Below are 12,884 nucleotides of genomic sequence, written 5' to 3' on the forward strand. Positions count from 1 at the left end.
AATTATGGGGCTCTATATTTTAGCCATTTAAATATCAGCACGATAATATCAAAACTTTCAGACTAACCGTTGAAATTTAAGCTATATCCTAATTTACCAGCTACTGTAATCATGACTGAAAATCTTTTTGTTAGACCTTGACCATTCAAGTATATCAACCACAACGTTTGAATTGTATAAGCCACCATTTATGAACGATATCACAATGATCGTGATATCGTAACAAACTAGAAATTAGACAGGAGCGTGTTAGAAAATATGTATTATTTATAAGCGATATATTAGAAAAGTATTGCTAATACTTGATGGTCTTGTTCGAGGAAAATTACTGCTTAATACTCTTTTACACACTTAAAACGAATTTCAGTTTTAGGGAAGTTACCAAAAATATATGGTGGCTTTGCATCAATGGTTTCTAAAACTTTAACAATTTTTTGTGTTTTTTGACATTGGCCGTATGCCTCTTTCATAGCTTCAGCTTTAAGCGTACCCATACCAGAAAAACCTGTAGCAGCCTGGCGAGAAACCATATAAGTTTCGCCTCCCATTGGGATTATACCCGAGTTTTGAGCACAACCTGCCATAAGAATAGCCAGAGGAAAAATTGTATACTTCACGATGTGAAAACTCCTTTTACTGTTAACTGGTATATTAATAATCATTCTTATTTAATGTGCTTGCATAACTAAATTTTGGCGCAATCATACTTTAATTAAATATATAGAATCATGACGCGAGTAACAATTTGTTACTATAAAAGAACAATTTCTATAGAAACTATTTGAGTTGATGATTTCTTAATCAATAAGATATAAATCTCTTGAGATCACCAACTAACATATAGACAAAAGTGAGTTTGATTACTTCCCTTAAAATTATCAGTCAGTATTAACTAAATTGTTGTTATGTAATCACTACAACACCACAGATAAGTGTCAGTTTTGATACAAAAACACTTATTCTTATCATTAAGTTACAAGATTTAAGACGTTTTTTATCCATCATGATTTTGTGAGTGATCCAAACCGCTGTTTCTAGTAAGTTAATTCAATTACATATCAATTGATGCCAAATTATGAACGAACAATTCTTTGAGCACTTGAAGTTATTGAGAAATAAATATAGGGAAAAGCCACAATATAACTTATTCAGCGTTTTAAGATCGGATTCAGATGAAGTGCGTTTACACTCTCGTTTTTTAGCCGATCTTCTTAACCCGAAAGGAGCACATAATTACGGAGATACTTTCCTCAATGAATTATTACAGCAACTTTCTATTTCACTAACTAGTGACTTACAAGTAGATTATGAATACAAAAATATTGATATCTTAATTCGCTCACAAGATACAGCAATCATCATTGAGAATAAGATTTATGCCGGTGATCAAGATGAGCAACTACAGCGTTATCATCAAGCAATAGCTGATGAGGGCTATACCAATATTCATCTATTTTATCTCACACTTAATGGCAAAGATGCATCTGAACTCAGTATAGGGAAGCTGCAAAGTGAAGTGACTAATTTAAGCTACGCTGATGATATATGCCCTTGGATACGCCGTTGTACTGAAATAGCCGTTCGTGATGCTCCTCTTCGAGAAGCATTGATACAATACACTATTATTATCAACAACTTGAATCATCGAGTAGACAATATGGAACATATTAATCAACTTAAAAAACTACTATTGGCAGGGGATAATTTATATTCCATTACAGAAATAAACCAAGCTTATGAAGAAATTGTTATTGATTCTCAAGTCGCAATGTGGAAATTACTTGGAAAAAAAATGACTGAGCGATTTGGGGATCTTTCTAATGACTCAATTTCCAAACATCATGATATAAAAAGTCGTGTGAAAAAATATGTACAAGTTAAGCGTAATTCAAAATATATCATTCAGGAAACCCCTCTAAAAAACTATCCTTCTTTTTACCTCTTTGTTGAACAAGATCATCGCCTTTACTTTGGAATTTACTTTAAAGATTCAGCAGATAGCATAAAAGGAAAGGAACTTCCCAAACATGATCATTGTTATACTGACTTTAAAAGAGAAGATAATACATTTTGGACTTATCCTAAAAAAATTATTAACTTCAGAAACCTAACAGCAAATGACGTAAAGTTTTTATCAACACCTTCAGCATTAGAAGATATGGTAGATCAGATTATTGAAGAGATGACGACGATGCTTACTGTATACAATTAACATGTACTAAATTATTACTAATACAATCCATTGTTTTATAGAAACTACCTAAAGCCTGAGCAAGATAATAATCTTGCTCTGGCTTTTTAATTAGATTAATAATATCTCTAATATGTATGCCACCTAGCCCTCTTTTCTATTATATTTTCAACCAATCAATACTAAAGTAATTAAAAGTATTGATACAAATATTAATTAGGGCTCTCAAAATATTGATATATCTCTTAATATTTTTAAATAGATAATGAGTTAGATCAACACTAACTCATTACCGAACAAAAGCTGCTTATAAATCAATAAATTTCACTAATTATTCCTCTATCTATAATATAAATACACTCGCTTTAAATACTTATTCCAGAGAGAATACGATCAATTCGCTCTTTCATTAGCTTATAATTATCTTCCACAGACCGACCATACTTATCTGATGTGTCAATTTCTACAACAGGAATATTAAACCACTGAAAAATCTTTTTATAAGCAGTTTCTACACAATTATTTTGTGTTATTTCATCGCCGTACCACTGAACAATACCACCTCTGCTCTCTATCCTATTATTTATAGTTTCAGCATCAGCCTTTACAAAGACAATTACGTCTGGAAGAAGAATATTTTGAGTGATTTTAAGAGTATCAAATAATTGCTTGACAACATCCTCCCCAAGCATGATTACCTGGTATGCCAACGTTGAAAATATATATCGATCTAATATGACATCTCTTGATTCTAATACCTTTGAAACCTCATGACTTTTCAAAAAATTATTTAATAAAAAAAAGAGCAAAGCACTCTCTTTTGATTGATAGGAATCAATGACCTTTCTCAATTCTAGTGCTTCATTCACTATTGCTGAATGAACAACGGAATTTATTTCTTTCGTATAGAGCGAGCTTAATGTTGTTTTTCCGCAGGCATCTAGCCCTTCAAAAACGATAAATGTATTCATTTTTTATTTCTTCTTGATAAGAACATATAATTTTTTAGTAGTAATGGCATTTCTTGTTACTGCCTTAAAAGTATATTTTATGCTTGTACCCTTATATCGTTACAATATCGATACTCTCTTTTAGATACCTTGAAGCAAAAGTTCTAGGGTTAAACTCTATTTGAGAAAGAGCTTTTTCTACACCACATAAATTAATGTTCTCACTGTACTCATATCCAACTTTATTAGCTTTATTTTGGTAAAAACAGCCTTGTGGATTAATCATCAAATATGATTCAGTCATCGCAGAGTTCGATTCGGTAAAGACAGGCAACCCCAACCCACTATGCCTTTTAACAAAACGGTCAAACTGTTCCTTAGAAACAAGTAGTTCGTCATCACCATATGGCATTACATGTAATACTTTCCATTTATTGGGTTTCAGTTCATCAATTAGTTCAGCGAAATTTTCGTCTACATTGAGATTATTCACTACCGTATTGATCTTTGTTTTGATACCCTTTTGGGACTGAGCCAGCATTACTAACGCTTGTTTTAGATCATCTGAGCCAAATGAATTTCCCTTTCTGTCTGTTCTTCCAATTTGATGCCGAGTTTTTAGGTTTTGACTGTCAAAGCTAATTCCAATCATATCTAAGCTATTTTTAGGTAAAACTAATTTACCACTAATTAAATAATGCCCGTTCGTTATGGTCGAGGTTTTAAAACCTCTTTGTTTTGCCAACATTAGAGCTGTAATAAAGGTATTTCCAAGCATCATTGGCTCACCGCCAGCAAAATTAATGCGAACACTTTCGTATCCAATATCCTTTTTTAAGGTTGGAGTTCCTTTGATGAAATAGTCAGCTAATTTATCTAATAGCTTAATAATATCTTGCTCAGAGCGATGGAGTTCATTTGGTCGTCCCCATTTAGCGAAACAATATTTGCAACTGTAATTACAAACTTCTGTCATATGCCAATTAATAACGAGTTCCTTAACGCACGCATTTTCGGTGTTAATTAATTTCATTACTCCCCCTAACAACCAACAGTTAACGAGCTAAATTTCTGCTTGAAATTTTGCTCATAATTTTGACGGTTGAATAGCTGAAAAACAAAATTTGTAGCGGTGCGCACTAAGATAAGTCGATGATTTCGACCTATGCGAAAACGGACAAGAGAGTTATTACATTTGACTTTTCGACCGCCTAAACACGGAAATGATCTACCAGATCCAATCTTATTTATCAAGTTTATAGTTTGACTCTGTTGATTGATAGATAGATTTTGCCAAACTCGAGAATTAATCCGACACATAAGTGATGGAGTCGCGTTTCCCAATTTTTGCTCATCAATATAGAGAGTAAAATTTATAGCTTTTGACATATTGGAGCACCTTTTTTGTTAGAAGTACCCCTATACGCTGATGAGATTATTTTTTTTCGCTTTTTATTTATGAAGGCAGTAATACAATACTTCCAACAGATTTTGCATTACTTAAAATAGACTCAAAATCATCATCTAACCATTCGCATTCCCCCTCTACAAAAGTGAATAGCACGGCTCCTTCCTCTAGCTGAAAGTCCCAGGAGTCATTTAAACCCATGATCCCATCCCCCCCAATATACGAATAAAGAATACTAATCTCAGTATCGCTTTTAAAGTTAATAGGGGTAGCCTTATCTATATCTACTATTTGTTGCTCTCCCCACATGACATCAATTGATATTCCTTGAACTGAATTAGATATTCCGCTCAATATGGCACTAAATGGTGCATAATTAGGACTAACAATACTAATTAATGGGGCTTTAATGCTTTTTTTCGTAAAAGATCTTACCCTTTTATATTTAAGTACTATAGTTGGCCACTTTGAAGCCAAACGACAAAATGCATTTATATTTTCTCGACGCCTTACAGCATCTGCCCAAATAGTTTCAGCATCTGAATGAAGCAATAGATTCTCCCAGTTTTCATCTGCAGTCTCTATACCTTGTACCATTTCATCAAGCGATAACTTATCAAGCGTCATGATATCTGCTCCAGTAACGTTGATGGTTTAGACTTCAATTTTCTCAGTTTTTGCTCGTAATCCAAACGATATGTATCGTTCTTATTTATCTCATACACATCAAGCACAGCCGTTTTTGCAATGGCTTTAAACAATGCTCGTGTAATCGAATCTTTGTCATCAGTCTCAGCAAATATTTCATATAATCGACTAATTATGTGTTTAATTGTCTGTCTAACTTGATGCTTAGTTTGATGGGTTTCTGAATGCCCAGCGACATATTGAGGACGATTAAGGCCTTTCACAAAATATTTATTTTCATAGAACTCCACAGAATCTAAATGTTTAGCAACATTAAGAAACAGGTATAAATATCTAAAAGAAGCATCGACTTTATAACGGGTTTTTTGAGGAGATGACACCTCATTTTCTATTTCTACTAAGTCGCATTCTAATGAAGATAACTCCCGTAACAGCTTTTTATTAGCTAGCAACCAATAGCTAATCAAATCTGGAGCGACATGTTGATTTAGTTTTTTCAGATTTTTTGCCAATTTTTGCACATTAGTATCGACACTTTCTACTTTAGATTCAGACTGTTCATGAACACTGTTCGATAATGCCTGCTTATGAGAAGAATCCCCAACATAGACATTTCCAGCTGTTTTATAATTAACCCAGAATGGTAGCTGACTAAACAATTTGATATCTTTTGGGATACCGTTAGGCAACTCATCAACACTAAAATAGCTTAACAAAAATAAGTCTATGATCTTGGAAACTGCATATGCTTGACTCTGAAATGCCAAAGATATGGTTTTTTCATCAAAATTTTCTAGTGCCTGTTCAATAACCAGCTCTATAATTTGTCGATTTTTATCAACATACTTTTGACGTCCCACATGAGACCAATCGGTAATAGGTAAATCATTATCTTCCATTTTTCACAAACCCTAAGTGCAAATTCATTTTTAAAATCAAAGTATTCAACTTCTGTTTTTGAGAGAATGACAATTCTACTTTAGGGATATAAATATTTTCCTTTTCACTAATACCGCAAAAACGCATACCTGACCAGGCTGAAGGATGCTTGAATGAATCCTCCAGAACACTCATATCGTTCTTAGATGTATTAACATTATTCGCAAGTACAGGCCCCATGAGCGCTTCCAATGCTTGTCCTTTGGTATAATTACAACCAAGTGTTCTTAGATACTCTTTTTCACCAATATCAGTGATTTTACGTAACTCGTCATCTGCACCACTTTCAACCCACCAACGTTGAGCTTTAAGTAGGGCTTCAGATGGACCTAAACCATTTGCAATAAGCTTATCGTATTTAGCTTTAATGTGTGCCGTAACTAACTCTGGAACAGCCCATAATGTACCAATTGCAGTTTTAGCACCAAATTCAAGCATCCTCATATCCATACCAAAAGCTTCATTAACTTGACTAGGTAAAAAATGTAGAGGGATACTTGAGCCACTCTGACATGCCCATAACTCGATGCGCTCAGCTCCTCTTACGCCAAGACGCATATCAATATCTCGAATAATAAAATCTCTGAATAATAAGGAAGGCCTATCAGGATGTTTATGTTCACAATGACCATAGAAGCTAAAAACGCAAGAATGGTTTAATTGATTAACAACATTATCCATTGATTGGGTAAAATCAACTTTAAGGTTTTCGTGTACTGCTAGTTTTTCAAATAAAGTGTCACCGCCACATATACTAGTACACAGCTTTTTTTCATCTGAATATTTAACTTGTTCATATAAATACATTAGTGAAGGCAACCAATTTATCTCACTAACCAATTGATACAATTTTTCACCAACTTTACCGGTTGCGACCCAAGGTATATGCGAAGCAAAAAATGAAGGTAGTAGTGAAACTTTACTTAAATGACTCGGTAGTATATTTTTCCAATCAATAAAATCTAAATCCCATTCGGTAACGGCTTCTTTATCGTTAGCCACAAACGATGCAACATTATTAATAATATTTTGAGGTAGGTTAAATGAATAACCGTTAACAATAATTTCGCCATTTTGTAGATAGGCTACTATAATCAGAGCATCACCATAAAGATCTTCAATGTCTATCTTAACTAACACTTGCTCAGATTGAGTATGGATGGCTTCTTTTAAGTCATCTGCGGTAATTTGGTGAGTGCGCAGCCTCGCTCTACAGTAGTCAGGATCCAATTTGTCTATATATTCCCCCAACGTTTTAAAATCACTTGATAATAAATTAGCTTGTGCTTTTAAATAATTAATAGGATCTTTGTCTTTACTCGCGAGTTCGACAGTTTTGGCATATTGCGAGTATTCAAAAACATCTTGCTCTTCTGCACTAAATTTTTTTGTATTTTTAGAATTTATGGTTACAAATAAATCAGATAGCCATTTGTTTAAGTGTTTTTTCTCCACCTTACTGCTTATAAGCGCAAGTTCATTCAAAGCATAATAGCTACTGCCTAACTTTTTCTGCATACCCAATAACACTTGAGAGGTAGAATTTTGAGGATGAAGCCAGCAGGAACTTGCACTTTCACAAAAACGCATTCCACTTGTATTTTCTATGATTAAAAATGCCGATAAATAGTTTTCTTTTTTTACTAATATACGAGCTAAACCAGAACTGGCTTGCTGGATCAGCACGCCGACTCTATCTGATTCTTGATCCGTCTCAGTTGATTGCCTATTTACCATTAAAGAGTCAATTTTTGCTGATAGTTTTTTAATATTGACGATAGTTCTATTTTTATCTGTCTCTTTTACAAGTTGCTGAATTTCAACGATTGGATTTGATAGATCTTTAAATGGATTCAGCCTCAAAGCATCTAAAGGATCAATACCAAACTTTGGTGCAATTTCCAAAATTGAGTTACAAAGTTCTTTATGTTCTTTGCTTTTGGAAAAGTGATTTAACCGAGCAAAAGTAAGAGGTAATATTTGATGAGATTTCAAAGACATTGTGCCCTCTAAACCTAAATGTGGGACATTTGACTGAGCCCACTCAATAGCCTCTATGAAGCAATGAAAAGCTTTAGCTTGAGCATCGCAAGCTTCATAATGTTTGCCTAGATCTAATAAAGTAGCGGATAAATTATAATAAACAACAGATAGCTCATTAAAACGAAGGAAAATCGGTATATTCTTTTCTAGAATTTTTAACGCAGCTTCGTGAAACTGCTGAGATTTTTTAAGGCTTTCCTGTTTACTAAGGTGCCATAAATGCTCATTGGCCGCTCTTCGATATGTAGCCCCTAACTGCGACAAACTCGATGCATGTTTATCTGGAAATTGTTGCCGAGATTTACTTTCGATCGCACGAGAATAGAATGAAACAGCTTTATTCAGATTCGAGTGAGGAGCACCAGGTAGGTGCGAAAAATGAGTAAAATAAAATGTACCTAGCTCATGGCATGCAGAAGCCTTCATATATTCATTTTTAGACGTTAAAGCTAAACCTTTTTCAAAGCAACGTAACGCTTTTTGTAACGCTTCCTTATCATGAGTAGAATACGTCAGTCTTATACCTTCAGAATTATATTTTCGGTAATTTGGTTTTAGTTTTTTACTCATCACATCATTTTGCAATCTCATATAATTAGCAAAACACTTTTGACCTTTAATATCCATCCAATATACACCTTATTTGAAGTTGGTTAGCTGCTTCTATGGACTAAATTGCATGGTATAACAGCGCTTGTTCAACATAGTGAGTCAACAAACCATTGTCAATTACATGCTGTTTTAGCAAGGAAAAAACCTTCTACCAATAGAAGAGCCATTCCTAAGAAATATTGAGCAATTAATATTCTCAAATTGTATGCGTAAAGCACACTTGGGTGTTAACAATCTCCGATAAGTAAGAAACTTCATAAAAAAAGTTCAGTGATAGCAGTTCACTACATGTTTGATAGTAATTCCAATCATTACAAGAATACTTATTAATTGAAGTTAAATATTAACGCTATATAAATAGTTTCGGCTTCAATACAAAGAAATTAATTAAACGCGGGAATATAGATTTAAAATAGGTAAAGATACTATTTGAATGCGTAATTAATGCTATCCCATTTCAAGCGAATAATAATCAGTATCTTGACCTATCTTATTTAGGTATTTATACAAAAATATATCAATGGTGATTTCTATTATTTTTTTTCAACTTTATTATCGTTTATTTTGTCTAATTCACATTCTGTCTCTAATTTCTGAGCATCTTTTTCATCAGAATTATCTTTATCTTCACCGTCATCTGAGTCATATTTTGATTCTTCATCATCAGACTCATTCTCTGATTGATACTTTAACTCTGTTTCATACTCGTCATCTTTATCTGATTTATCTTTAGACTTCTTTTTTAGTAGTCCGCGATCCTCAAATACTGACTTTGCCTCAAAAATAGCGTCTATTGAACGTGACAACCCACAACTGAAAGAAATCTGAAGCATCGTTTCTAAAATTTCATCACAACTACAATCTGCATCAATTGCTTCATTAATGCTTCGTTTAAGTACTTTATGGCATGAGCCTAGTGTAGTTAAACTCGCAATATTGATTAAACACGTTGTTTTTTTATCTAGAATTTCTCGTCGCTTAATACTGTGTGTAGATGTATCTATACAGGTTGCAATATCAGGTGATATCTTCGCAATTTTAGCAATGATCTTATCGAAGCTGTTAGACATGATGTTTACTCGTTGATTTGAAAGTTTATACCAACAAAATAGACTTAATTGGTAGTATAACAATCTCCATTCGCTCAATATAAAAATGACAAAAGTAGAAACTACTCAAACAAATTATTATCAATAACAGCTAAATTTATAAGATAAATTGATTTTTACTCAATCTAACTAAATGCTCACCATACCATCATAAACAATGACGCTAATTTCAAAACAAACCACAGCGCCTAAATGATAATTTGACTAATTAAGTGAACAAGAAATAGGATGTAAAGACACATGACAATAATGTTCAGTTATATACTGTATACCTTAATGAGTAAGAGTAATCCTAATGTCTAATGTCGTTCAATTCTCTATGTTCAGTGGTAATAAGAAGCCTAATACTACTCCACCCAGCCCTAAAGCTTTAAGGGAACAGGCAGCATTGAAACAAGAGAATCACTGCTACTTTTGCGGCACACGTAAAGACGCCAAAGAACTGAACTGGCTTAATAAAGTTGGTTTTAAACAAAAGACTTATGTTGTCTGCGGCAGTTGTAGTTCTGAAGCTAAGTCACGTTCAATGGATGAACTACGAATAATCCTTGCGCTGAAGGCTATGGATTTCAGGACCATTAAGATTCAGCAGTACCTTGAGCTAAGAGAAAAAGGCGTTCAGATAGACGGAGTACGTGCATACAAATTCCACTTTGAAACTATTGAGCGATTATGAGCTAAATACTTTTTTCGTAAGACCTTTGGATAAATGTCGCTGCTAAGGTTTCATACTGCACTGTGCAATGATAGATTTTATGCTCGTAATTGTTAAATAGTTTACATGGCTGATCGAGCGTGAAAGATGATTTTAGTAATGTTTTGAACATCGTTATATCCAAATAAAAGCCAATACCTTATTCACTTTCGACTAAAAGTATTGGCTTTATTCGTATGATGGCTGTTGCGATTGGAGCGTGCTATCCGTTAGGGACAAATAAAAAGACAACTATCACGACGTTGTTTTTATTTACTTCGCGGTGTTTGTTGTATAGCCCAAAAGCACAACCTCATTTTTAAAGTTTACAGACTGTAAGATGCTAACAAGTTATGAAAATACAGTGAGATACTTGCCCAGGTTCGAGTGAGCCAGCCACCTTGTTGAACACTGTTGAGCGCGACAAGTGGCTCAGATTGAATAACTTTGTCTTTATAAGTGACGGTAATTTCGCCTAATTTCTCGCCCTTATCAACCGGTGCTTTGATATCACGGTCAATTTGAAGCTTAGTTAGCAGATCTTTCTCATCAACACTGGAAGGAAGAACCAAGGTTAGTGGCTTCTCAAGGCCTAAAGAGACATTATCTTGCTGCCCTCCCCAAACGTTTTGTTCAGAAAGTTTGCTGTTTGCTGAATATAAGGTGTCTTGCTTGAAGAAATGAAAGCCGTAATTGAATAGTGCCTTACTTTGAGCGGCAACCTCATTCAGTGATTTTGTGCCTAGAACAACTCCAACCAACTTCATTGGATTATTTGGTATCTCAGCAGAGCTTACCAATGAGTATCCCGCAGCTTCTGTACTACCTGTTTTCATGCCTGTCGCATATTGGTAAGTGAACAATAAGCGATTGAAATTTGGTTGGCGGATATGATTGTATTCAAAATACTTTTGACTGAAAAAATGAAAATATTGAGGGTAGTCGTTCATGATATGCTGTCCGAGCAGCCCAAGATCATAAGCGGTTGAGAAATGTGCTGGCGCTGGCAAGCCCATGACAGTTGTGAAGTGGGTATTGTGCATACCGAGCTTAACGGCGGTCGCGTTCATCATCGAAACGAATGAAGATTGAGAACCAGCTATGTAATTTGCCAGAGTGACAGCGGCATCGTTCCCCGATTCAACAATCATACCTGAGATAAGATCTTTCACTGAAACATAAGAGCCTGGCTTTAAGAACATTCTTGAACCACCTGTTCGCCATGCGACTTCTGGCACTTGTACTTTTGAGTCTAGTGAAATTACACCGTCGGCCAGTTTTTGCTCAACAATGTACATTAGCATTAACTTGGTGGTGCTGGCTGGTGCCATACGCATGTTGGCATCGTTAGCGGCAATAATCTGTCCTGTATTGGCATCCATTAAAATGAAAGCGCGTGCTTCAACTTGAGGTGAGAATATTCCTGCCTGAGTCCATTTTTGCACCAGTGTTTCTGGAATCCCATTATAGCCACCAGCTGCTACTGGTGCAGAAGGCACTTGTATATTTTCTGGAATATTGGTTTTTACGTCGATAGCACCGAAGCTATTGAGTGGAGCTTGAGCTTCTTTGTATTGCGTTGCTGCGAAGTAATCACTATCAGGCATAGTGTTCGTTGCATCGTTACTAAGTGTGGCAAATACTGTACTAGAGGTAAATAATGCAGCGATAGTTGCTGCTAAAGAAAGCTGTTTGATTATTGTCATAAGAGTATTTAATTTACAGTTACTTACTAAAAGTGCGATATAAAAAAGCAACTAGATAGGATACTGACTTCGCTGAGTAATTAATGCCCTGCCGAGTCTATCCATCACTACCACAAAAATGGTGAGTGCTTTTCCGTTCTTGTTCAGCGTTACAATGACTTGGGTTACAGGTCGTATTTCTATAATGACGTCCCGATCATTACGCGCATGTGACCTGAATCCCGTTGATAGCTATAACCAAATGATGGTGCTTAAGTCCTACTTTCTCAGCGGGTCATTAGAACCTCATATTGGTTATAGCCTCTCATATATTGTCTGTTTCCATCTTACCAGCAGATCCATTATGGAAACCTGAACAATAATGATGTTTATACTGCAAAAAATTTGGCAAGTAATTCTTTTTGACGATCGCTTAAGTTTTGTGGGAAATGACATAGTGATATAGGACACCCATAACTTTCCCTTTATAAAACATATAATTATTGCGATATTTTTCATTATACCTACAGTGAATACCCACGAAGGCGATAGCGAGCGGTAGCAAACAGAACATTAGACAGCAAAATATTTGATAACTAAAAGCG

Annotated in this window: 11 protein-coding genes; 2 read left to right on the plus strand and 9 right to left on the minus strand. The window is 34.8% G+C overall.

The features are described from left to right. Positions 1 to 332: 332 nt before the first annotated feature. Positions 333 to 617, minus strand: coding sequence for a hypothetical protein (locus PPBDW_RS18325; RefSeq protein WP_207860813.1), 285 nt, complete (start codon positions 615 to 617; stop codon positions 333 to 335). 458 nt (positions 618 to 1,075) lie between these two features. On the opposite strand from PPBDW_RS18325, the gene PPBDW_RS18330 reads away from it, so the two are divergent. Next, a complete protein-coding gene (locus PPBDW_RS18330; protein WP_082386854.1) occupies positions 1,076 to 2,212 on the plus strand; it encodes a PDDEXK-like family protein in 1,137 nt (378 codons plus the stop codon). A 344-nt stretch (positions 2,213 to 2,556) separates the two neighbouring features. Here the strand turns inward: PPBDW_RS18330 and PPBDW_RS18335 are convergent, their stop codons facing one another. From PPBDW_RS18335 to PPBDW_RS18360, 7 genes are all read right to left on the minus strand, one after another. Next, positions 2,557 to 3,162, minus strand: coding sequence for a deoxynucleoside kinase (locus PPBDW_RS18335; protein WP_036791260.1), 606 nt, complete (start codon positions 3,160 to 3,162; stop codon positions 2,557 to 2,559). Positions 3,163 to 3,253: 91 nt separating this feature from the next. Continuing rightward, positions 3,254 to 4,174 (minus strand): viperin family antiviral radical SAM protein, encoded by a 921-nt coding sequence (locus tag PPBDW_RS18340; protein WP_036791263.1) that lies wholly within the window; start codon positions 4,172 to 4,174, stop codon positions 3,254 to 3,256. Positions 4,175 to 4,182: 8 nt separating this feature from the next. Next, positions 4,183 to 4,530: a ParE family toxin-like protein gene (locus tag PPBDW_RS22940; protein ID WP_036791265.1), complete on the minus strand. Its 348-nt coding sequence runs from the start codon at positions 4,528 to 4,530 to the stop codon at positions 4,183 to 4,185. A 67-nt stretch (positions 4,531 to 4,597) separates the two neighbouring features. After that, a complete protein-coding gene (locus tag PPBDW_RS18345) occupies positions 4,598 to 5,176 on the minus strand; it encodes a hypothetical protein (protein WP_036791267.1) in 579 nt (192 codons plus the stop codon). Further along, positions 5,173 to 6,096: a hypothetical protein gene (locus PPBDW_RS18350; RefSeq protein WP_036791270.1), complete on the minus strand. Its 924-nt coding sequence runs from the start codon at positions 6,094 to 6,096 to the stop codon at positions 5,173 to 5,175. Before PPBDW_RS18350 ends, PPBDW_RS18345 begins: the two co-directional genes overlap by 4 nt. Beyond that, entirely contained in the window at positions 6,086 to 8,806 is a 2,721-nt protein-coding gene (locus PPBDW_RS18355; RefSeq protein ID WP_036791273.1) for a CHAT domain-containing protein, read from the minus strand. The genes PPBDW_RS18350 and PPBDW_RS18355 overlap by 11 nt, the downstream gene beginning before the upstream one ends. A 518-nt stretch (positions 8,807 to 9,324) precedes the next feature. Next, positions 9,325 to 9,861 (minus strand): carboxymuconolactone decarboxylase family protein, encoded by a 537-nt coding sequence (locus PPBDW_RS18360; RefSeq protein ID WP_036791275.1) that lies wholly within the window; start codon positions 9,859 to 9,861, stop codon positions 9,325 to 9,327. A 334-nt stretch (positions 9,862 to 10,195) separates the two neighbouring features. Between PPBDW_RS18360 and PPBDW_RS18365 the strand changes: the two genes are divergently transcribed. Further along, entirely contained in the window at positions 10,196 to 10,576 is a 381-nt protein-coding gene (locus PPBDW_RS18365; RefSeq protein WP_036791278.1) for a hypothetical protein, read from the plus strand. A gap of 344 nt (positions 10,577 to 10,920) precedes the next feature. Here the strand turns inward: PPBDW_RS18365 and PPBDW_RS18370 are convergent, their stop codons facing one another. Then, positions 10,921 to 12,300: a D-alanyl-D-alanine carboxypeptidase family protein gene (locus tag PPBDW_RS18370; RefSeq protein ID WP_036791280.1), complete on the minus strand. Its 1,380-nt coding sequence runs from the start codon at positions 12,298 to 12,300 to the stop codon at positions 10,921 to 10,923. Between the last annotated feature and the right edge of the window lie 584 nt (positions 12,301 to 12,884).

Source organism: Photobacterium kishitanii (assembly GCF_000613045.3).
Taxonomy (GTDB): domain Bacteria; phylum Pseudomonadota; class Gammaproteobacteria; order Enterobacterales; family Vibrionaceae; genus Photobacterium; species Photobacterium kishitanii.